Below are 22158 nucleotides of genomic sequence, written 5' to 3' on the forward strand. Positions count from 1 at the left end.
AATGAGGAGAGTATGAAAAGAACAGTAATCACAGTGGTTGGTAAGGATACCGTAGGTATTATTGCAAAGGTTTGTACCTATTTAGCAAATAATCGTATTAATATTTTAGATATTTCTCAGACGATTGTTCAAGGCTTCTTTAACATGATGATGATTGTGGATTTGACAGATGTTCCGAAGGATTTTGATGAGGTATCGGAAGAACTGGAGCAGATTGGTGCGGAAATCGGAGTAATTATTAAGACTCAGCGTGAAGAAATCTTTGATAAAATGCACAGAATATAATGGAGGTTACCATGATCAACATACATGAAGTCATCGAAACGAATAAGATGATTGAACAGGAAAATCTGGACGTCAGAACAATTACACTTGGTATCAGTTTACTGGATTGTGCTGATCCGAATCTGGAGGAACTAAACCGGAAGATTTACGACAAGATAACGACTATTGCTAAGGATCTCGTGTCCACCGGTAATAAAATTCAGAGAGAATATGGAATACCCATTGTAAATAAAAGAATTTCTGTTACACCGATTTCATTAGTAGGTGCAGCAGCATGTAAAACACCGGAGGATTATGTAACAATTGCGAAAACCTTAGATCGTGCGGCATCTACAGTGGGTGTGAATTTTATCGGAGGATATTCCGCTTTGGTTTCAAAAGCAATGACGGTCAGTGATGAGCTGTTAATCAAATCAATTCCCACAGCATTGAGTCAGACAGAAAGAGTCTGTAGTTCGGTGAATGTCGGCTCTACGAAGACCGGACTTGATATGAATGCTGTAAAACTTCTTGGTGAGATCATTCTTCAGACATCAGAACTAACCAAAGACAGGGATTCCATTGGATGTGCCAAATTAGTGGTATTTTGTAATGCTCCCGATGACAATCCGTTTATGGCAGGAGCCTTCCATGGTGTAACGGAAGGAGATGCGGTAATCAATGTGGGTGTTAGCGGTCCCGGTGTAGTAAAAAAGGCATTGGAAAGTGCTCGGGGAGCAGATTTCGAGACCTTATGTGAAACAATTAAGAGGACTGCATTTAAGATTACTCGTGTAGGTCAGCTTGTTGCTCAGGAAGCCTCTAAGCTACTGAATGTTCCATTTGGTATTATTGATTTATCCTTGGCACCTACACCTGCAGTTGGTGATAGTGTAGCTGAAATTCTGGAAGAGATTGGATTAGAATATGTAGGGGCACCCGGAACGACAGCCGCATTAGCTTTATTGAATGATCAGGTTAAAAAGGGTGGTGTAATGGCTTCCTCCTATGTAGGAGGATTAAGTGGAGCTTTTATTCCCGTTAGTGAGGATCAGGGTATGATTGATTCTGTAGAAGCCGGAGCATTATCCCTGGAGAAACTGGAAGCAATGACCTGTGTATGCTCCGTAGGTCTTGATATGATTGCAATTCCAGGAGATACGAAAGCAACGACAATTTCAGGAATTATAGCCGATGAGATGGCAATCGGAATGATTAATCAGAAAACAACAGCGGTAAGAATTATTCCGGTCATTGGTAAATCTGTAGGAGACCGCGTAGAATTTGGTGGTCTGCTTGGTTATGCACCAGTTATGAAAGTGAATCCTTTTGGATGTGATGACTTCATTAATCGTGGAGGTAGAATTCCTGCACCGATACACAGTTTTAAGAATTAAGATAAATGGAATGGATATACAAAAGTAAGCGATTCAATGACTTACTATGCGTTTCATGAAAGCACTGAAAGATAAGTTTAATATTGTAAATAATTTACTTGAACCGAGACTTAGCTTCCTTCGTCTAATCTTATAGTAAGCAGTAAGATAGAGAATTTGCTACTCGGTTCTTTCGGCCGTTTTACAAGTGAATATTTATCAAGAAAGGCATGTATGAGAATGGAGAAGAACTTAGAAATTCAGGATTACAAGAGAATTTTTCATTATTTTCAGGAAATATCAGCAATACCCAGAGGTTCGGGAAACGAAGAGGAAATTAGTGAATATTTGGTTTCCTTTGCAAAAGAACATCATTTGGAGTACACTCAAGATGAAGCGAATAATGTCATAATGATTAAAGAAGCTACCTCAGGATACGAGAATGAACCTGCAATTATCTTACAGGGGCATATGGATATGGTCTGTGAAAAACGTAAGGAGCATACACATGACTTTCTTAAGGATGGTATTAAGATTATTGTGGAGGGGGACTATCTCCGTGCAGATGGTACAACCCTGGGAGCGGACAATGGAATAGCGGTTGCGTATATTTTAGCTCTTCTATCTGATGAAACACTACCGCATCCAAGACTGGAAGCAATCATTACGACGGATGAAGAAGTGGGAATGAACGGAGCGAAAGCTCTGGACCTTTCTAAATTACATGGGAAATACATGATTAATCTGGACTCGGAAGAAGAGGGATATCTCCTGTGCAGTTGTGCAGGTGGCTTGACCGGTACCAGTACACTTCCGGTAAAAAGAGTATCAGAGTACGGTAAGAAGATAAGGATAAGCATTGGTGGGTTATTGGGTGGACATTCCGGTATAGATATCGGTAATAACCGCTCCAATGCGACCAAGCTGATCGGAAGGTTGCTTTTTGAACTCAGAGAAAGAGAAGCTTATGGACTCATTCATTTGCAGGGTGGTTATAAAGATAATGTCATCCCACGGGAGGCAGAAGCAGAGATTTTTCTATCAGCCAGTGGGGAACAGAGCTTGACCGATGTATATCTTCGTTTTGAACAAGCTATCGAAGATATCATGCAGAGCATTCAAAAAGAGTTATCAGGAAGTGAGCCTGAGTTGAATTGGAAGATCGAGGACATGGGAGAGGATACTTATGATATCATCCATTCAGTTTCCTTCGAGAAAATACTCTTTTTCCTGGTGCACATGCCTTATGGAGTTCAGGTGATGAGCTCCAATGTAGAAGGTCTTGTAGAAAGCTCTATCAACTTGGGAATTACTCAGATTGAAGAGGACAAGGCTGTATTCTGCAACTCAATTCGTAGCTCATTTAGTAGCTATAAGAAGAATCTTAGCGATCGTCTTAATTATATGGCGAGTTTCTTAGGCGGGGATTATTTTGTTCGAGCAGAATATCCTGCATGGGAGTTTAAAAAGGATTCACCATTGAGAGAGCATATTCAGAAGATATACCAAAGACTTTATGGTAAGCAGATGAAGGTTGAGGCCATCCATGCCGGACTGGAATGCGGGATAATCTATGAGAAGCTTCCCGGAGTTGATATCGTTTCCATTGGTCCCGACATGACAGGGGTTCATACAATTGAAGAAAAGTTAAGTATTTCTTCAACAATTCGGGTATATCAATTACTGGAAATGATAATTATGGAAAAGATAGAAGAATAACACTTATATGACACATTTACATGGTATTTTATCTAGCAGTGCTGATGAATGTCAGTAAACTAGAGTAAAAGGGGATTTTATCTGCAACGAAATCGCTTCATAAGAAGCTTAGATATTAGGAGATGGAAAAATGGATAAGGATAATTCAAATTCTACATTTGATTTCGAGTTTGATCCTGAGTTTAATACTAATTTTTATAAAAACATTGATCGAGTGCTGGGGGATGCTAATGCTGATGAGACGGAATTAGCGAATGAAGATATCAATGAGCAGGATCAAATTGCACAGAATACAACGGAAGAAATAGATTTATCAGAAGACCAATTCGATTATGCAAGTACGAATGAAGATACTGTAGAAGAAGATGTTAATGATTCTTATCATGGACATACAGCATATCAAAATACTGTAGAATATCATAAAAACGAAAGACTCAAAATGGAAGAAACTGCTCAGCAGCAATTCTCAGAAAAGGTAGCGATTAATGAGGACATTGATGAAGCATTACATTATATCAATGCTTCGCTGGCAAGACAGATATGTGAAGAAATGGATGCGGAGGAACAACCGGAGGAGCAGGAACTACAGCCTCAGCAGAAGAAACATAGTTGGTTTCGAATTCAAAGTGGAGTTCTTCTTACCTTACTTTTCCTTGTTGGATTAGGATTTTTCCTCGGAACAACGAAACCTGGTAATAAAATACTCATGAATATGGGAATCGATATCGGCGGTAAGATATGGGAAGCTATGACCGATGATTTCGAAGAAACGGCCGAGGCAATAGCAGATACGGATTATCTGGATGAAGAGGACCTGGCATCAGATCTACCAGAATATGATCAAAACAAAATTGTATGGCCGGATCACCCGGGAGACGGAAGGCATGAGGATGGTGTATATAATATATTATTATTAGGAGAAGAGGCCATTGGTTCCGGTACTTCCAGAGGTCGTACTGATGTAATTATAATTGCGACCATGAATACCATCACGAAGGATGTGAAGCTTACCTCACTCATGCGTGATTTATATGTTCAGATTCCTGGATATAAGGACAATAAACTGAACACGGCATACGAAAAAGGCGGTCTTGAGCTGCTGTATGAAACCATAGCATTAAATTTTGATATTCGCTTGGATGGCTGTGTTATGGTAAACTTTGAGAACTTTGAAAAGATTATTGACACTATGGGTGGTTTGGAAATTACATTAACGGCAGGAGAAGCTCGATATTTAAATTCAACAAATTACATCTCTAATCCGAAATATCGTAATGTTGTCGAAGGCAAACAGCTGCTAAATGGAAACCAGGTACTTGGCTATAGCCGCGTACGTAAAAGAGCAACAATTACCGGAAATAATAATGATTACGGAAGAACTGACCGTCATCGAATTATTCTAAATGCTATTTTTGAGAAGTATAAAAACAAGAGTAAGGTGGAACTGGCACCTATCATGTTTAGCTTACTTCCAATGATTAAGACAGATATTGATAGTAAGAATTTCGAAGTCTTATTAAATACCTTTATTGATATGGGTACAATGGATATGGAACAGCTTCGTATTCCTGTCGATGGTGCTTTCACAGATAATGTCAGCGTTCGTGGAATGGACGTATTAATTCCGGATTTAGAAAAGAATACAAATGTTTTACATGAATTTATCTTTGGACCATCGGTGACTGCCACAACGAATGATACAACGGTAGGTACTGGTACTACAACGAACTCAACTACATCAACTGATAGTACTGCAAATCAATGATTTGTGTGAAGTGATTCTAGATATATTGCGTTTTAAATACATTCCCTGTAGGAGTGTTATGCATAATCTCTACCATAAGTCCGTACGATAACCTCAACATATATTCTTCTCCGAATAGCATGGTTGTGGTCAGCGTACGGATTTATCGCAGTAAAAGGGAACAGCTCAGCATAATCAGTACGATTGCCTTTCCCATCCTGTAGGATTATCAGTATTGGCGAAATTGTTATATTGGGGCGTTCATCATCATATGATTCTATGTCCGATTAATATGGGAGACATCTTATGGTAACTGTTTTCCATATTAGATGAAAGAATAAGCAGGTGATGAATCTAATGACGGTGAGACATAGATACAGAATGAACGATGCAAATAAAGGTTTAACTTTAAGATGGGAATGGATACTAACTTCCTGTCTGCTCCTGATCCTATTATTTATCATACGATTCGAAATGGAATTGATACAAACGAAATGTTTGGTTAATAATATGATTGAAAATGGCATTAACTATGATTCCTTTCGTGAAATGCGCTTATCAGAGGATACATTAGAGAAGGTAAAGAAGAAGATGAAGCGTATTCTGAATAAGAATCCATTCCTGCAAAGACTTCCGGAGATGGATGAATTCAGTTTGTTGACCTTTAGTATGATGGCTAACTCATTTGATCTTGTAAACAAACCGCTTGTAGATGATAAAACCTTTTGCCGAGGAATAGGAAAGGTATGTGCAACTCCATCGTATCAGGAGCTTTACGATTATTACAAAGCGATATTGTCGAATATCGTATATTTTCCGGTACCAGAAGTTGCAGAGGCTACAATATATTATGATAATAGCTGGTATAATCTTCGTACCTATGGCGGAAATCGCAGACATGAAGGGACAGATTTGATGGCTTCTAATAATATCAGAGGCTATTTTCCAGTCATCAGTATTACAGATGGAGTGGTTGAGAAAAAGGGATGGCTTGAGCAGGGTGGCTACCGCATTGGTATTCGATCAGAGGCCGGCTGTTACTTTTATTATGCTCATCTATTCTCCTATGCACCGGAGCTGGAAGAAGGTGACAAGGTTATAGCAGGCCAGCTTTTAGGATTTATGGGCGATAGCGGCTATGGTGAAGAAGGTACCATTGGACAGTTTGATGTTCATCTGCATATGGGGATTTATATTAATTCGAAAATTGGAGAAATTAGCGTGAACCCTTACTGGATCATGCGTATTTTAGAAAGAAACCGCACTAGTTACGAAGAACATAGGACTTCAGACTGAAGGGACAAGAAATACGATTATAAAAAGTACTTTTTTCAACTGGACATATGTGGTATAATACACGAATAGATTAGAACTTATGTTTACTAAGGGCACCAGGAGAGATCAAGACTATGGAAGTATATTTGGATAATTCTGCGACAACTAAGATTACAGAAGGCGTTCGGGATACGATGCTGGCTGCTATGTATGAGGATTATGGCAATCCTTCTTCCATGCATCGGCTTGGAATGAGGGCAGAGCAGTATATAAAAGAGGCTGCAGGTATCATAGCAAGCAATTTGAAGGTGGAACCGAAGGAGATTATATTTACCTCAGGAGGAACAGAGGCGAATAATCTCGCATTAATTGGAACCGCTCTTGCAAATAAACGGAGAGGAACACATATTATTACATCCCGGATTGAGCATCCATCCATTCATCAACCCTTGGTATACCTTGAGGAGAATGGCTTTGAGATTAGCTTTGCTCCTGTAGATGCTTCTGGAAAGCTGATCAAGGAGGCACTCTATGAGCTAATCAAAGAGAATACACTGATGGTGTCACTTATGTATGTGAATAATGAAATTGGCTCCGTTCAGGATATAGCAGAGATTGCATCAGAATTGAAAAAGAGAAAGAAGGATGTTATTTTTCACGTAGATGCTGTACAAGCCTATGGAAAATACCGTATCTATCCAAAAAGAGAAGGAATTGACCTCCTATCCTTCAGTGGACACAAAATTCATGGACCCAAGGGAATAGGAGCCTTATATGTAAGTGATAAAGTAAGAATAAATCCCATAGTTTTTGGAGGAGGGCATCAGAGAGGACTGCGTTCCGGTACGGAAAATGTTTCGGGAATTGCCGGGTTAGGACAAGCAGTTGCTGAACTGTATGAGAATCATGAGGCGAAGGTTGCTCGAATGTACCAACTGAAGCAGAAATTCCTCAGGGAAGTCAGTACCTTAGAGGGTATAACTGTGAATGGTATACCTGAAGAATGCATGATGGATTTTGAACTGGAGCATTTGAGAAAAACTGCTCCCCATATCATGAGTATCAGTTTCCATGGAGTGAGAAGTGAAGTGTTTTTGCATGCCTTAGAGGATAAAGGAATCTATGTTTCATCAGGATCTGCATGCAGCTCCCATCATCCGACTCCAAGTGTTACTCTTTCAGCAATCGGTCTGCCAAAGGATTTGCTGGATAGTACGTTGCGTTTTTCTATGTCCGAGATGACGACAGAAGAGGAAATAGATTATACCTTAGAGAAGATCAAAGAGCTGCTACCAATGCTCAGACGATATACTAGGAAAAAGTAGTTTTATGGAGGATTATATGTTCAAAGCATTTTTAATTAAGTATGCAGAAATCGGTTTAAAGGGAAATAACCGGTATCTCTTTGAGAACGCCTTGCGTGACAGAGTTAAAGAGGCGCTGAATCCACTTGGAGAATATGAGGTTAGCAAAGAACAGGGCAGAATTTTCGTGGAATGTCCTGATCAATATGATTATGAAGAGACAGTGGAGGCGATTCGTAAAGTATTCGGAATTGCTGCTATCTGTCCCGTTGTTGTGATTGACAGTTCAGAGTGGGATACATTAACGAAGGGTGTGGGAGATTATGTGGAGGCAATGTATCCGGATCGTAATTTTACCTTCAAGGTAGAAGCGAAGCGGGCTGATAAGAATTATGCCCTTACTTCTCCTGAAATCTGTATTGAGATGGGAGCTTATCTTTTAAAACGGTTTCCTGAGATGAAGGTGGATGTGCATGAGCCATCCGTTCGTATTACCGTAGAGGTGCGCACGAAATCCTATGTATATTCCATCGTAATTCCTGGTCTTGGGGGTATGCCTGTAGGTACCAATGGCAGAGCAATGCTTCTATTATCCGGAGGAATTGACAGTCCTGTTGCTGGATACATGATTGCTAAAAGAGGAGTATCCATGGCAGCAACTTATTTTCATGCTCCGCCATATACCAGTGACAGAGCAAAGCAGAAGGTTGTGGAGCTTGCAGAGAAGATCTCAAAATATACTGGTAAAATGAAGCTCTATGTGGTTAATTTTACGGATATTCAACTATATATCTATGATCAGTGCCCCCACGAGGAGCTAACCATCATCATGAGAAGATATATGATGAGAATCGCAGAGCGCCTGGCAGAAAAGGAAGGGTGTCTTGGTTTGGTTACCGGGGAAAGTATCGGGCAGGTTGCCAGTCAGACGATGCATAGCCTGGCAGCTACGAATGAAGTATGTTCAATGCCGGTATATCGCCCATTAATTGCTTTTGATAAAAATGAAATCGTTAAAATAGCAGAACAGATTGATACCTTTGAGACCTCTATCCAGCCATTTGAAGACTGCTGTACCATCTTTGTGGCAAAGCATCCGGTAACAAAGCCCAGTCTAAAGGTAATCCGTAAATCGGAAAAAAATCTGGAAGAGAAAATTGAAGAATTAGTGGAGACTGCATTAAATACCGTTGAAGTGATACCGATTGGTTAAGAGCTGATTATGATGTCAAAAGTCTGATTAAAGTTGTTCAATGAATATATAATCGTTAATATTCATTGAACTATAATTCATTGACTTTTATACCAAAATCCGAACAAAAAAAGAAGTCGTCACAAGTGACAACCTCTTCTGTGTTATAACTATTAATCTACAATGTAAGGCTTTAATACAGTAAGGATTTTATCTAAGTTCTCCTCACTATGAATGTTAAGATCAATAACCTTTGATAAATCAAGGCTGAAAATACCCATGATAGATTTTGCATCTATAACATATCTACCGGAGACTAAATCAAAATCGGAATCAAACTTAGTAACGTCATTTACGAATGCCTTTACCTTATCGATAGAATTTAATGATATTTTAACCGTTTTCATGCAAACTCCTCCTTTATTCAGTATAGTAATATACTATAATTTAACATATTAAAAGTCAATATACAAAGTTCATAAAAAAAAGCGGAAATGTTCTATGGGTTGGCTAACCCATTATAGAAAGGATATTGTTATAAATGAAGAAAACAGCAGCATTTTTAAGCTTAGGCTGTAAGGTGAATTCCTATGAAACGGAAGCAATGCGCGGAATGTTTGAGTCAGCTGGCTATGATATCGTAGATTTTAAGGAAAGAGCTGATGTCTATGTGATCAATACCTGCACCGTAACGAATATTGCTGATCGGAAATCCCGCCAGATGCTTCATCAGGCAAAGAAACGAAACCCGAATGCAGTCATAGCTGCTGTTGGGTGTTATGTTCAGGCTGCGGAAGAAGCATTACTGGAAGACAGTGCGGTAGACTTGGTAGTAGGTAATAATAAAAAGGCAGATATCGTTACTATGGTGGAACGGTGTCTGATAGGTAACGAGAAAGAAGAGCTCATCGTTGATATGGCTAAGGAGCAGGAATATGAAGCATTGCATGTCATTACCACGATGGAGAAAACCAGAGCTTTTATTAAGATACAGGACGGGTGTAACCGGTTTTGCTCCTATTGTATCATCCCTTACGTAAGAGGAAGGGTAAGGAGCAGAGATGAGGAGGATATACTGGCTGAGATTACACGATTAGCCGACAAAGGCTACAAGGAAATCGTACTTACAGGGATTCATCTTTCCTCTTATGGAACGGACAGAAACAAGAAGGGTGATCATCATGAAATGCAGGATAGCTTCGAAGCTATGCCTTTAGCGACTCTGATTACCAGAATAGGTAAAATTGACGGAATAAAGCGTATTCGACTAGGCTCGCTGGAACCAAGAATCATCACCAGGGAGTTTTTAGAGGCGATTGCATCCGTAGAGCAATTCTGCCCTCATTTTCATCTGTCCCTGCAAAGCGGCAGTGACGGTGTACTAAGGAGAATGAATCGAAAGTATTCTGCACAGGAGTATTATGACCGGGTTGTCATGATCAAAGAGTACTTTGAGAACCCATCATTTACAACGGATGTAATTGTAGGCTTTCCCGGTGAGACGCAGGAAGAATTCGAAGAAACAAAACACTTTATACAGAAAGTGGAGTTTTCCCATATCCATGTTTTTAAGTATTCAAAAAGAGCTGGTACGAAAGCCGCAGATATGCCGAACCAGATAGCAGAAGAGATTAAAAACCAGAGAAGCAATGAAATAATTATACTCTCTGAGATGATGGCAAAAGAATATAAACAGAGGTTTATGGGTAAAATAGAGAAAATTCTAATGGAAGAGCAAATGACTCTCGATGGAATTAATTATCAGGTAGGACATAATGAACGCTATTTAAAGATTGCTGTAGCCTGTGAACAGGACCTATCAAATCAGCTGATAAATGGCAAAATAATTGGAACATTAAATGACGAAATCCTCCTTTGTGAAATAATTCATTGAATTTTTTGGTTAAATATATTAATATAGTAGATAACATGATTGAACTCGGAAGGTAGAGTATGACTACCTGACTTTATAGAAGAGGAAGTGAAATCGATGCAAAAAATAAACAATACTCAATACTTTAAAGTACAGAAGGAAACGGAAGTAGTAGTAAGTGAGATCATTCGAATCGTATATTCGGCGTTAACGGAAAAAGGATATAATCCTGTTAATCAGATTGTTGGCTATGTAATGAGTGGAGATCCAACCTACATAACGAGCCATAAGGGCGCTCGAAGCTTGATTATGAAGGTAGAACGTGATGAGATTATTGAAGAATTGTTACGTTTTTACATTGACAAGAATATCAATCAGAATAGTTCAAAACCGTAGACAGGAGTAATTAATGAAACGAATCATTGGGCTAGATTATGGCTCTGTAACAGTTGGAGTAGCAATCAGTGATCCATTGCTGCTGACTGCCCAGGGTATCGAGGTCATCCGTAGAAAACAAGAAAATAAGCTTCGGCAGACATTAGCAAGGATCGAAGAGCTGATTGCCGAATATGATGTTGATACCATTGTCCTCGGGTATCCGAAGCATTTGAATAATACCATTGGTGAACGGGCTTCTAAATCAGAAGAGTTTGCAGAAAAACTGCGGAAAAGAACCGGACTTGAAGTTATATTATGGGATGAACGGTTAACAACCGTTGCAGCACATCAGGTGTTGGACCAGACAGGGATGGACGATAAGGAAAAGTCAAGAGTTGTGGATAAACTTGCGGCGGTATTAATACTTCAAGGATATTTGGATAAATTGAATTATATGAAGAAAGATGAGAATAGGGAGATCGAATGAATAACAAACCGGATGAGATAACGTTTATCACTGAAGAAGGGGAAGAAGTATTATTTCGTGTATTAGAACAAACCAGGCTGGGTGGAATTGATTATTTGCTGGTTAGTACGGAAGTAGAGGATGAAGCACTCATTTTAAAGGATATCTCTCAGGCAACCGATGAGGAAGCAATCTATAATATTGTGGATGATGATAAGGAACTGGAATTAGTTGCCGGGATATTCAACGAATTATTAGATGATATTGAACTAGATTAACAATTAATCTTCATTTTGTAAGAAGATTAAGCAGATATTATATAAAACAATATATGAATAACAATATATAAAACTATTAATATTGAAAGATTTTTATTAATTGCATAGATATCGAATTAGATAGAAAATAGGTGATTATATGCCTGATGGTAAGGAACAGTTCAAGCTGTTGCTGAAACAAAATGGTTTGAAAGTAACAACACAGAGAATCGCAATACTGGAAGTGTTGGATAGTAGACCCGGCATCCACTTAACTGCCGAGGAAATTTATGATTGTGTTAAAAAAAAATATCCTGAGATCGGAATAGCTACTGTATATCGAACAATACAGATGTTATCAGAGCTTAACCTAATAGATAAATTAAATTTGGATGATGGATATGTACGTTATGAGATCAGTAAGAAAGGCACGGAGGATACCTGCCACCATCACCATCATTTAATATGTCTTGACTGTGGAAGAATCTATGCGTTTCAGGATGATTTGTTGGAGACGCTGGAAGAACGGATTAAGGAGACTATGGGGTTTACCGTCAGTGACCATGAGGTAAAGCTATACGGTCATTGCCAAGAATGCAGGGATAAGCAATTCTATTAATTCTAATTCATATTATGCACTTAATAATGGGAAATAACGTTATAACTTACATAATAACCATTGGAGGTGCAATTATTTGAAAGAAAAAGAAAAAAACAATAAGAAACAAACAGACATAAAAGGTGTTAAGATTATTCCCCTAGGCGGATTAGAACAGATTGGTATGAATATCACAGCAATTGAGTACGAGGACAGCATTATTGTCATTGATTGTGGTCTATCCTTTCCAGAAGACGAGATGCTGGGGATTGATTTAGTAATACCGGATGTTACCTACTTAAAAGAAAACATTGATAAGGTAAAAGGATTTATTATTACACATGGACATGAAGATCATATTGGATCTTTGCCCTATGTACTTAGGGATATCAATGTACCCATATATGCAACAAGGCTTACGATAGGAATTATTGAGAATAAATTAAAAGAGCATAATCTGCTGAAAAATACCAAGAGAAAGGTTATCAAATACGGACAGTCTATTAATCTTGGATGCTTCCGTATCGAATTCATTCGTGCTAATCATAGTATTGCGGATGCTGCGATGCTGGCAATCTATACACCAGCGGGCATCATATTCCATACTGGAGATTTCAAGGTGGATTATACGCCGGTATTCGGTGAACCCATTGATTTACAACGAATTGGGGAAATCGGTAAGAAGGGTGTAATGGCATTGTTATGTGATAGTACCAATGTAGAGAGACCTGGATATACCATGTCAGAAAGCACGGTAGGAAAAACCTTTGACAGCATATTTACAGATTATGTAAAACAGAGAATTATCGTAGCAACCTTTGCTTCGAATGTCGATCGCGTTCAGCAGATTATCAACTCTGCAGCCAAGTTCGGCAGAAAGATCGTCATAGAAGGACGAAGTATGGTTAATATCATGACCACAGCGATGGAGCTTGGTTATATCAAAATGCCGGAAAATATGTTAATTGATATAGAGATGATGAAGAACTATACGGATGATCAGTTGGTATTAATCACCACTGGTAGTCAGGGAGAATCCATGGCTGCTTTATCACGTATGGCAGCATCCATTCATAAAAAGGTTACAATCAAGCCGGGAGATGTGGTTATATTAAGCTCCACACCAATTCCGGGTAATGAAAAAGCGGTATCTAAGGTTATCAATGATCTTTCCATGAAAGGGGCCAAGGTAATCTATCAGGATACACACGTATCCGGGCATGCATGCCAGGAAGAGATTAAGCTGATTTATACATTGCTTAAGCCCAAATATGCAGTTCCGGTACATGGCGAATACAAGCATTTGATACGTCATGCAGAATTAGCACAGACACTTGGTATTCCGAAGGAGAATATATTCTTATTATCATCCGGTGATGTACTGACATTATCCGATGAGAAGGCAGCGATCACTGGAGAGGTACCGGCTCAGGGTATCTTAGTAGATGGTCTTGGTGTTGGTGACGTAGGTAATATTGTACTTCGTGACAGACAGCTGTTATCAGAGAATGGATTAATAATCGTAGTGGTATCGTTAGAGAGATATAGTAACCAAGTACTGGCTGGTCCAGATATTGTATCCCGTGGCTTTGTATACGTAAGGGAGTCAGAGAACCTTATGGAGGAAGCAAGGGATGTTGTAGAGAAAGCATTAGAAAAGTGTCTGAGTCGCAATAATACAGACTGGGGCAAGATGAAGACTGAGATAAAAGATTCGCTGAATGATTTCATTTGGAAGAAAACAAAGAGAAACCCGATGATTTTACCGATCATTATGGAAGTATAAGCTATGCACAGCAGATGTGTAATGGTGCATGTGTTACTTTAGGAAATATCGAATAAGAAAGTTAGAGGGGCGAACAAATGGCTACGAAGTCCACAACAGTAAGGTTAACATTGAAAATTACTAGTTTTATCGTTAAGGTACTACTCAATGCTATTTTCTATATCTTAGTAGTAATTGCGGTAATTAATCTGAGTAAGGAAGCGTATAAGTTTACTTATCAGCTATATGGTCCGGATCCGGTAGAACCGGCACCCGGCAGAGAGATTATTATTCAGATTAATAAGGGCGAATCTACTATGGACATCGCAAGCAAGCTAGAGCTAAATCGCGCCATCAAGAACAAATATTCCTTCTATCTGAAAGCAAGGCTTGAAAATAAGTCAATTATGCCGGGAACTTATCAGATTAATAACTCAATGACGTATGGAGAAATTCTGGCGATCATCACAGACTACTCCGCTTCACTTGTCAAGGAGGAGGCAGAAGCCACCGAAGAGGATACGAAGGCTAACGAGAATACGGAAGCTGAGACAAGTACGAAAGAGGAGAAGGATAAGGAAAAGGATACAAAGAAGGATACGAAAAAAGATAAGGATAAGAAGTCGGACAAGAAAAAGGAAGCGGATAAGACAGAATAGAAAGGCTTGTGCCATATGATAGTAAATGAAAGAATTGTAGCCTATATTAATTCACTTCAGGTAGAAATAAAACCGGAGCTTCTTTCCCTTGAAAAAGAAGCGCTAGAACGTCATGTACCAATTATTAAGAAAGAAACACAGGGCTTATTAAAGTTTTTACTGTGTTTACAGCAACCAAAACGAATTCTTGAGGTCGGAACTGCCATTGGCTTTTCCGCCCTCTTTATGAGTGAATATACCGGTGATGACAGTAAAATAACAACGATTGAGAAAGTACCGATGCGAATTGTTGATGCAGAGAAGAATTTCTCGAATGAGGTATTTTCTCATAAGGATAAGATAACCTTAATAAAGGGAGAAGCGCTAAAGGCATTAAAGGACCTGGCTTCTGAGGAGCAGCACTACGATTTTATATTTCTGGATGCTGCGAAAGCACAGTATATGAGCTTTCTTCCTGAGCTAATGAAAATGCTATCTACGAATGGAATACTTGTAACAGATAATGTTCTGCAGGATGGAACAGTAACAAATTCCCGTTATAGCATAACTAGGAGGGACCGAACAATTCATACCAGAATGCGAGAGTATCTCTATACGATAACTCATATGGAGGAATTGGAGACGGTTATATTACCGGTTGGTGATGGTGTTGCGGTCAGCTTCCGTAAATAGGTACTAAAGGAAAAGAGCTGTTGCATAATGAGTCATACTCCCTGCCAATCATTATGCAGCAGCCCCCATATAATATCGCAAGAGAAGGGTTCTTGCGTAGAAATGTAGGTGTCTATGTTAAGTGAGATAAAAAAGCCGGAGCTATTAATTCCGGGTGGTAATCTGGAAACATTAAAAACTGCTGTAATATATGGTGCAGATGCAGTATATATTGGTGGTGATCTGTATGGATTACGGGCGAAAGCAAAAAACTTCTCCATGGAGGAAATGAAAGAAGGAATTGCATTTGCACATAGCTATGGCAAGAAGGTATATGTTACCGCCAATATAACAGCCCATAATCAGGACTTGGAAGGTATCAGAAGATATTTCAGGGAATTATACGCATTTGGAGAAGATCGTCCGGACGCACTGATTATATCTGACCCGGGAGTGTTCAGTATTGCCAGGGAAGAGGTACCGGAGATTGATATACACATCAGTACACAGGCGAACAATACGAATTATGAAACCTATCGGTTTTGGAATAAGCTCGGGGCGACCAGAGTAGTATCTGCAAGAGAACTTTCCTTAGAGGAGCTGACCGTTCTTCGATCAAAAATTCCGGCTGAGATGGAAATAGAGACCTTTGTTCACGGCGCAATGTGTATCGCATATTCTGGTAGATGTCTTCTAAGTAATTATTTTACCGGAAGAGATGCGAATCTGGGAGCCTGTACGCATTCCTGCCGTTGGAGATATCATATTGTGGAGGAGACCAGACCCGGAGAATATCTGCCCATTGAAGAAAATGAACGGGGAACCTATATTTTTAACTCAAAGGATCTGTGCATGATTGAATATATACCGGAACTTGTTAAGGCTGGAATTGACAGCTTTAAGATAGAGGGAAGAATGAAGACAGCACTCTATGTAGCTACGGTTGCAAGAACCTACCGTCTGGCTATTGATGAATATTTCGAGGATCCGGTGATATATGAAGAGCATAAACCATTCTATATGGAGGAAATTCGTAAAGGAGTCAACAGACAGTTCACCACGGGATTTTTCTTCGGAAAACCTACTCATGAGGATCAGATTTATGACCATAATACGTATGAGAAAGCCTATACCTATCTGGGTACCATATCCGGAGAGAAGGATGGTTATTATGAACTGGAGCAAAAGAACAAGTTCTGTGTAGGAGATGTCGTAGAAATAATTAAACCCGATGGTTCCACCATCGAAACAAACGTAAAAAGAATTCTGGATGATCAGGGAAATGATATGGAAAGCTGTCCGCATCCACTACAGATTATTTATGTTGATTTCGGAACCAAATTAGATAAATTCGATATAATAAGACGGAGGGAGGAATAATCTCTCCGTTCTTCTTATTCTTAAAGATAGAAAGTTCGCAAAGTGTACGTACTATCTTTTATCCGTTTTTATCGAATCAATAAGGATAAGAAGTCCTTTTTTCGAATTTAAAGAAAATAGAGAAGTCCTTCTGTCCTTTTTTAAGAAGGATAGGCACTTTATGTCAATAATAAACATAAGATAATAACGAAACATTTAAGCATTGAGGGTGCTTATTTTCGTGAAGTCGTTTCCTAAGCCGTTAAGCACCAAGGAAGAAACGGACTATCTGCGAAGATGTAAAGAAGGCGACAAGGAAGCAAGAGACAAATTAATTGAACATAACCTGAGGCTGGTAGCGCACATAGTGAAAAAGTATAATATGATTGATAAAGAAACAGATGATTTGATTTCGATTGGAACGATTGGACTGATTAAGGCGATTGATACCTTTGATGATGAGAAAGGAATTCGCTTAGCAACATATGCCTCCCGTTGTATTGATAATGAGCTTTTGATGATGCTCAGAAGTGGAAAACGTTTAGCCAAGGAAGTATATCTGTACGATCCGATTGGGTCTGACCGGGAAGGCAATGAAATCAATCTGTTGGATATCATTGAGGAAGCAGAAATTGATATTGTTGAGAGTATTGTGCTGGAAGATGATATTAAAAAACTGTATCACATAATCGGTAAGGTGTTAACTGATAGAGAACGCGAAATAATCTGCTTACGTTACGGTTTAAGCAATAGGAAGGAAGTCACACAACGCGAGATCGCAGGTATGTTAGGTATTTCAAGAAGCTATGTCAGCCGTATAGAGAAAAAAGCTCTAAAAAAACTACGGGAATGTTTTGAAGGATAAGGTCATGTGCTAGTGACGAATCAAATGGATAGGAACTGTATAGGAATAGGATAGGAATGGGACAGGAGCAGGAACTATATACTCCACGGAGCCGTTATCACTTAATTACACGATATAGAAGTGTGATAATACTCCACTATGGATATAGTTCCTGCTAAAAGAACCTGATCAGCTATCCGGACTGAAAACAAGAATATTCTACTGTGATGCAGGAAGGCCATACCAAAAGGGAGCCATTGAGGTAAATCATGAGTTGATACGAAGGATTCTCCCAAAGGGGACAAGCTTTGATCAACTGACACAAGAAGACATCAATCTTATGATGAATCACATCAATTCTTACAAAAGAAAGAAGCTGAATAATCGTAGCCCATACGAAACGTTCAGCTTCTATCACGGAGAAGATGTTTTGCATAAACTTTTATGTGAACCAGGGATAAAAGTTGCATTTCGTTTACAAATATTTATTCTCACTTACAAAGATTGATATTTGACGTACAAAAATGTATCTCATTTTACTACTGACCAAAGCTATCTTAAAATATGCGAGTAAAAGTATTTAAAAATACAAAATCACCTAAAAATTAATATTAAAAGGTAGAATATGTTAAAAATAGACAAAAAATGAATAAAATTATGTGAATAATTTTGGAAATAAATAGGTTTACAAATTCTGCATTTTAGATTATGATATAAACATCTCGAAAATATTCTAATGCATCTTAATATTATCTATTAGATAAGATCATCTCATCAAATCCATTTGATATGTAAGAAGGAGGTTAAGTAATTGAAAATTGTGTTTTGGAGTAATGTGAATGAGAGGTGTGGCGTAACAGCAAATCTAGCAGCAATTAGCGTAGCAAGTGTTATTCGATATCCGTATTCTATAATTACTATGGAAAACAGGTTACGCCATCATAATCTAGGCAGAGCGTACATGGGGAATTCTCAACCAGGACAACTGCAAGAGGTAGGCTCGAATTATTATGATGGCAATGGGATCGAAGGCCTTATGCGTAAAATATATCGAGGAGATTATCATTCTGATACCCTCAAATTATATCTAAACGAAATCATCCAGGATCATCTGTATTATATTCCCCAAGGCAGAGTAATACATAATGAAGTATTTGATTATGAATTTGATCGTTGTATTCAAACGTTATTCTCACTTATCGAAGAAAAAGCAGATATCTGTATCGTTGAAGCTACAAGTCATAGTAGTTTGAGCACTAAAATTATTCTTGATGAGGCCGATCTAATTGTAGTTAATCTGTGTCAGAATCAGATAATCTTGGAGGATTTCTTCTTAAATTATTCGTCATTAATTCATAAAGCTATATTTATTATTAGCGGCTATCGCACAAATTCCAGACTGAATTGTAGAAGAATAGCTTCAGAGTATAACATCCAACTCGAGAATATTATTCCGATACCGGATAATGAAATGTATCAATGTGCATTTCAAAACGGATCTGTCGTTGAGTATGTTTATCGTAATTATTTCCTTACAAAGGATCATCCAAATTATATCTTTATTCAGTCTATTAAAAAAGCTGCTTATGTTATGATAAAAAAGGCGGAATTATTGACAAAACTTAAGGAGATGCCTATGTGTGGAAGATAGCCTTTGTTCATATCTTATTTACTATCATCATAGGACTGATATTATATTGGTGTTTGCTATTTATCGTTGGTTGGTGTACTAGCAGACGATTAAGAAAACGAAGGATATCTTCAGTCAATTGTCTTAATATCTCAAAATCTAAAATAATTCTGATCTATTTCTTTGTTTTATCTATCATTATTATTCTTTGTTTTCTTAATAACAAATTCTTTATTAGAGGTGTAAATGAAATATAGAAGTAAAATTAAAAAGACAACTAAACAGTATATTATTGTTGCTTGTATCTGTATTGTAGTGATAGGAGGAGCGGCGTTTATCACTTCCTTTTTAATCACAAGCCAGATAAAAGAAGAATATAAATATTTATTAGAACAAGCTTATTCAGACATGAATAAGAATCAGAAAAACGTCTTTGTTGCAAAAACAGATATTACCGTGGGAGAAGCCGTTACACTGGAAAATGTGGAAAGGCAAAAGGTTTATTCATCACAGCCGGATAAGAATTTCATTTTGGAAGAGGAATTAGGAAAAATTGCGTTGATTGATATCCCGGCGGGAACCCAAATAATAAATCGTATGCTTACGGACAATACCATTGCAAAGGAATTACGTGAAGTGGAGTATGATGTTATTCATATAAGCCCCAATGTTTTAAACAATGATACGATTGATGTGCGAATCGTATATCCGAATGGAGAAAGCTATATCGTATTATCAAAGAAAATTCTTAAAGGTTATACACAGGAGATGGCATCCTGCCTTATGTGGCTTAACGAGGAAGAATTACTGAGAATGTCTGCCGCAATTGTTGATGCCGGATTATATCCTGGTTCTAAGCTTTTTGTTACAAAATATATAGAGCCTAATGTTCAAGATGCATCTTATATCAATTATGTACCGAGTTTAGCCATATTAACATTATTAGAAAATGACCCGAATATTTTAGAAAGAGCATCACAGGAGTTGAATAAAGAAGTTAGAAAAGCATTAGAAAATCGGCTTGCTTCTAGTATGATGATCGATGTTACTGCTATCAGCTGGGATCTATATCCGAATGTTCAGAAAAGACATACTACCGTATCTGAAGTAGAGGATTCGAAAGATACAATAGCTAGTTCGAATCAGGTTTCCATATCGGATACGGAAGAGACAAATGGAAAGAATAAGTCCATAGAAGACAATAATACAGTTAATGAAACATCCATTCCGAAGAATAACACCAATATAAATAATGATTATTTTTATTACTCAGAGGAAGAAAAGGCGATGGGAGGTGATACAGAATATGGCGAGTAATGTTGTTGCGTATATCGGTTACGATAGCTTTGATATTATTTTATATCTATCAAGAATTCTACAAAAGCTAAATCGAAAGGTATTGATTGTGGATCATTCTGAAACTTCATCCTTAAGATATTCCATTCCTGAGATTAATGGAATTGACCCGAAGCAGAATGTGGTATCCTATCGACAGGTTGATTTCACTCTGATGGATGTAAATGAAAAGCTTTGTGATTACTACGATGATATATTAATTGATTGTGGTTATGGTCAACCGAAAACAAATGCTCAGATGCTTACCCGAATTGTATATGTTACAGATATGTATAGCTATAATTCAAAAAGAATTAGTAACATAAGAGCATACGATGACTTAAATATCAATACAGCTTTACTAATACGTGAAGCTACTGATGTCAAAATCTCTACTAAGTCCATAGCAGAAGAGACAAAAAAGCAAATCCCGCCTGAAAGAATATCTATTTTATATCGGGATGATAGGGACTATGAAAATAGCATTAAGTGTCATTATAATCAAAATTTCTGTTTCTTAAAAACTTCTACTATGCTCAAGGCATATCTTTTAAACGAAATTCAGGTGTTATGCTCCCATTTACCAGAAAAGCAAATACGAATGGCTTATGATAAGGCCAGGAAAGGGGTTTAATTCATTGAAAATTGTGTTTTGGTCGCCAATTCACGGGCAATCGGGGACTACCAGCAATACATTGGTGACAGCTTTCGTAGCAGGAATGGATTATAAGAAAAAGATTCTCTTAACCCATACCCATTTTAAATATAATAACCTGGAAGCTCCTCTTGTCGGGAGTAACTCTGATAATATAGCATCAAAGGATTACTTTTGCGATGTTGGGATTGATATGTTATCCAGATATTTCAAGGCAGCTCAAATCGATTACGAAACACTGGAGAATTGTTGTATTTCATTAACCAATACAAACGTTTTACTTTTACCAGGAACAACAAAGACGAATAAAGAATCCTTTGATTATGAAATGGATACCATTTATAGAAATTTATTTCGTAAGTTAGAAACATTATACGGGATAGTTTTTATCGATGTATGTTCTGGAGAGAACTGGCTGTCTCAAAAGCTTATGGAAGAAGCGGATCTTATTATCATTAATTTGTGTCAAAATCATAGTGTGATTGATTTATACTTGCGATGTTTTAATGATAAAAATCATGAAAAGCTTTTTTACCTGTTTGGAAATTATGACAGTAATTCAAAATATAATATCAGCAATCTGAGAAGAAAGTATCACAATGTATTTCATTCAAAGAATTCAGGAGTAATTCCGTATAATACGGCTTTTCTTGACGCTCAAAGTGATGGTAAAGCGGTAGAGTTTATTCGCAAATGCTTAAATGTCGGAAAGGGGGATGAGAATTACTATTTCATCATGGAAGTAAGACGCACAACGCAGAAAATATTACAACTGGCTGGTATTCATATTGAAATGAAAGAAAGGACTTAAGCT

Annotated in this window: 22 protein-coding genes and 1 pseudogene; 22 read left to right on the forward strand and 1 reads right to left on the reverse strand. The window is 38.0% G+C overall.

Annotated features, from left to right (window positions below; translation table 11 throughout):
• Positions 1–12: 12 nt before the first annotated feature.
• The 7 genes from H0486_RS06425 to thiI all read left to right on the forward strand — a co-directional run bounded on the left by H0486_RS06425 (position 13) and on the right by thiI (position 8895).
• Complete coding sequence (locus tag H0486_RS06425; protein WP_228352212.1) at positions 13–285, forward strand: ACT domain-containing protein; 273 nt, start codon at positions 13–15, stop codon at positions 283–285.
• An 11-nt stretch (positions 286–296) separates the two neighbouring features.
• Positions 297–1661 carry a PFL family protein gene (locus H0486_RS06430; RefSeq protein WP_228352213.1) on the forward strand — a complete coding sequence of 455 codons (1365 nt, stop codon included), beginning with the start codon at positions 297–299 and terminating at the stop codon, positions 1659–1661.
• A 219-nt stretch (positions 1662–1880) separates the two neighbouring features.
• On the forward strand, positions 1881–3359 hold the full coding sequence (locus tag H0486_RS06435) for an aminoacyl-histidine dipeptidase (protein ID WP_323163534.1): 1479 nt from the start codon (positions 1881–1883) through the stop codon (positions 3357–3359).
• Positions 3360–3489: 130 nt separating this feature from the next.
• Positions 3490–5124, forward strand: coding sequence for an LCP family protein (locus H0486_RS06440; RefSeq protein ID WP_228352215.1), 1635 nt, complete (start codon positions 3490–3492; stop codon positions 5122–5124).
• A 489-nt stretch (positions 5125–5613) separates the two neighbouring features.
• Complete coding sequence (locus H0486_RS06445; RefSeq protein ID WP_228352216.1) at positions 5614–6399, forward strand: M23 family metallopeptidase; 786 nt, start codon at positions 5614–5616, stop codon at positions 6397–6399.
• Positions 6400–6512: 113 nt separating this feature from the next.
• Positions 6513–7703, forward strand: coding sequence for a cysteine desulfurase family protein (locus H0486_RS06450; RefSeq protein ID WP_228352217.1), 1191 nt, complete (start codon positions 6513–6515; stop codon positions 7701–7703).
• Positions 7704–7719: 16 nt separating this feature from the next.
• Positions 7720–8895, forward strand: a complete 1176-nt coding sequence (thiI, locus tag H0486_RS06455; RefSeq protein ID WP_228352218.1) for a tRNA uracil 4-sulfurtransferase ThiI — start codon at positions 7720–7722, stop codon at positions 8893–8895.
• A gap of 152 nt (positions 8896–9047) precedes the next feature.
• On the opposite strand, the gene H0486_RS06460 is transcribed toward thiI, so the two are convergent.
• On the reverse strand, positions 9048–9281 hold the full coding sequence (locus tag H0486_RS06460) for an HPr family phosphocarrier protein (protein WP_228352219.1): 234 nt from the start codon (positions 9279–9281) through the stop codon (positions 9048–9050).
• Between the two features lie 134 nt (positions 9282–9415).
• Between H0486_RS06460 and mtaB the strand changes: the two genes are divergently transcribed.
• From mtaB to H0486_RS06535, 15 genes and pseudogenes are all read left to right on the forward strand, one after another.
• On the forward strand, positions 9416–10768 hold the full coding sequence (gene mtaB, locus H0486_RS06465) for a tRNA (N(6)-L-threonylcarbamoyladenosine(37)-C(2))-methylthiotransferase MtaB (RefSeq protein WP_228352220.1): 1353 nt from the start codon (positions 9416–9418) through the stop codon (positions 10766–10768).
• A 96-nt stretch (positions 10769–10864) separates the two neighbouring features.
• Entirely contained in the window at positions 10865–11143 is a 279-nt protein-coding gene (locus tag H0486_RS06470; protein WP_228352221.1) for an IreB family regulatory phosphoprotein, read from the forward strand.
• A gap of 13 nt (positions 11144–11156) precedes the next feature.
• Positions 11157–11612 carry a Holliday junction resolvase RuvX gene (ruvX, locus tag H0486_RS06475; protein WP_228352222.1) on the forward strand — a complete coding sequence of 152 codons (456 nt, stop codon included), beginning with the start codon at positions 11157–11159 and terminating at the stop codon, positions 11610–11612.
• Entirely contained in the window at positions 11609–11869 is a 261-nt protein-coding gene (locus H0486_RS06480; RefSeq protein WP_228352223.1) for a DUF1292 domain-containing protein, read from the forward strand. The genes ruvX and H0486_RS06480 overlap by 4 nt, the downstream gene beginning before the upstream one ends.
• A gap of 139 nt (positions 11870–12008) precedes the next feature.
• Positions 12009–12467: a Fur family transcriptional regulator gene (locus tag H0486_RS06485; RefSeq protein WP_228352224.1), complete on the forward strand. Its 459-nt coding sequence runs from the start codon at positions 12009–12011 to the stop codon at positions 12465–12467.
• Positions 12468–12543: 76 nt separating this feature from the next.
• Positions 12544–14232, forward strand: a complete 1689-nt coding sequence (locus H0486_RS06490; protein WP_267023467.1) for a ribonuclease J — start codon at positions 12544–12546, stop codon at positions 14230–14232.
• Between the two features lie 77 nt (positions 14233–14309).
• Entirely contained in the window at positions 14310–14870 is a 561-nt protein-coding gene (locus H0486_RS06495; protein WP_228352225.1) for an endolytic transglycosylase MltG, read from the forward strand.
• A 15-nt stretch (positions 14871–14885) separates the two neighbouring features.
• Positions 14886–15542, forward strand: a complete 657-nt coding sequence (locus H0486_RS06500) for an O-methyltransferase (protein ID WP_228352226.1) — start codon at positions 14886–14888, stop codon at positions 15540–15542.
• 114 nt (positions 15543–15656) lie between these two features.
• The gene (locus H0486_RS06505) at positions 15657–16901 is read left to right on the forward strand and encodes a peptidase U32 family protein (protein WP_228352227.1); all 1245 of its coding nucleotides are present in this window, start codon (positions 15657–15659) and stop codon (positions 16899–16901) included.
• A 220-nt stretch (positions 16902–17121) separates the two neighbouring features.
• Entirely contained in the window at positions 17122–17745 is a 624-nt protein-coding gene (gene sigK / locus H0486_RS06510; RefSeq protein ID WP_228352228.1) for an RNA polymerase sporulation sigma factor SigK, read from the forward strand.
• 190 nt (positions 17746–17935) lie between these two features.
• A pseudogene (locus H0486_RS18755) lies at positions 17936–18232 on the forward strand (hypothetical protein); the annotation flags it as partial.
• Between the two features lie 303 nt (positions 18233–18535).
• Positions 18536–19375 carry a hypothetical protein gene (locus H0486_RS06520; protein ID WP_228352229.1) on the forward strand — a complete coding sequence of 280 codons (840 nt, stop codon included), beginning with the start codon at positions 18536–18538 and terminating at the stop codon, positions 19373–19375.
• Positions 19376–19600: 225 nt separating this feature from the next.
• Positions 19601–20671, forward strand: a complete 1071-nt coding sequence (locus H0486_RS06525) for an SAF domain-containing protein (RefSeq protein WP_228352230.1) — start codon at positions 19601–19603, stop codon at positions 20669–20671.
• Positions 20661–21323: a hypothetical protein gene (locus H0486_RS06530; RefSeq protein ID WP_228352231.1), complete on the forward strand. Its 663-nt coding sequence runs from the start codon at positions 20661–20663 to the stop codon at positions 21321–21323. Before H0486_RS06525 ends, H0486_RS06530 begins: the two co-directional genes overlap by 11 nt.
• A gap of 4 nt (positions 21324–21327) precedes the next feature.
• The gene (locus tag H0486_RS06535) at positions 21328–22155 is read left to right on the forward strand and encodes a hypothetical protein (protein ID WP_228352232.1); all 828 of its coding nucleotides are present in this window, start codon (positions 21328–21330) and stop codon (positions 22153–22155) included.
• Positions 22156–22158: the final 3 nt, after the last annotated feature.

The organism is Variimorphobacter saccharofermentans (assembly GCF_014174405.1).
GTDB lineage: Bacteria > Bacillota > Clostridia > Lachnospirales > Lachnospiraceae > Mobilitalea > Mobilitalea saccharofermentans.

Coding starts and splice junctions, on each gene's coding strand:
- H0486_RS06470 (WP_228352221.1), top strand. CDS start 10,865: ATGCAAAAAATAAACAATACTCAATACTTTAAAGTACAGAAGGAAACG.
- H0486_RS06445 (WP_228352216.1), top strand. CDS start 5,614: ATGATTGAAAATGGCATTAACTATGATTCCTTTCGTGAAATGCGCTTA.
- H0486_RS06495 (WP_228352225.1), top strand. CDS start 14,310: ATGGCTACGAAGTCCACAACAGTAAGGTTAACATTGAAAATTACTAGT.
- H0486_RS06425 (WP_228352212.1), top strand. CDS start 13: ATGAAAAGAACAGTAATCACAGTGGTTGGTAAGGATACCGTAGGTATT.
- H0486_RS06430 (WP_228352213.1), top strand. CDS start 297: ATGATCAACATACATGAAGTCATCGAAACGAATAAGATGATTGAACAG.
- H0486_RS06500 (WP_228352226.1), top strand. CDS start 14,886: ATGATAGTAAATGAAAGAATTGTAGCCTATATTAATTCACTTCAGGTA.
- H0486_RS06505 (WP_228352227.1), top strand. CDS start 15,657: ATGTTAAGTGAGATAAAAAAGCCGGAGCTATTAATTCCGGGTGGTAAT.
- H0486_RS06485 (WP_228352224.1), top strand. CDS start 12,009: ATGCCTGATGGTAAGGAACAGTTCAAGCTGTTGCTGAAACAAAATGGT.
- H0486_RS06530 (WP_228352231.1), top strand. CDS start 20,661: ATGGCGAGTAATGTTGTTGCGTATATCGGTTACGATAGCTTTGATATT.
- H0486_RS06435 (WP_323163534.1), top strand. CDS start 1,881: ATGGAGAAGAACTTAGAAATTCAGGATTACAAGAGAATTTTTCATTAT.
- thiI (WP_228352218.1), top strand. CDS start 7,720: ATGTTCAAAGCATTTTTAATTAAGTATGCAGAAATCGGTTTAAAGGGA.
- H0486_RS06460 (WP_228352219.1), bottom strand. CDS start 9,281: ATGAAAACGGTTAAAATATCATTAAATTCTATCGATAAGGTAAAGGCA.
- H0486_RS06480 (WP_228352223.1), top strand. CDS start 11,609: ATGAATAACAAACCGGATGAGATAACGTTTATCACTGAAGAAGGGGAA.
- H0486_RS06450 (WP_228352217.1), top strand. CDS start 6,513: ATGGAAGTATATTTGGATAATTCTGCGACAACTAAGATTACAGAAGGC.
- H0486_RS06440 (WP_228352215.1), top strand. CDS start 3,490: ATGGATAAGGATAATTCAAATTCTACATTTGATTTCGAGTTTGATCCT.
- H0486_RS06525 (WP_228352230.1), top strand. CDS start 19,601: ATGAAATATAGAAGTAAAATTAAAAAGACAACTAAACAGTATATTATT.
- ruvX (WP_228352222.1), top strand. CDS start 11,157: ATGAAACGAATCATTGGGCTAGATTATGGCTCTGTAACAGTTGGAGTA.
- mtaB (WP_228352220.1), top strand. CDS start 9,416: ATGAAGAAAACAGCAGCATTTTTAAGCTTAGGCTGTAAGGTGAATTCC.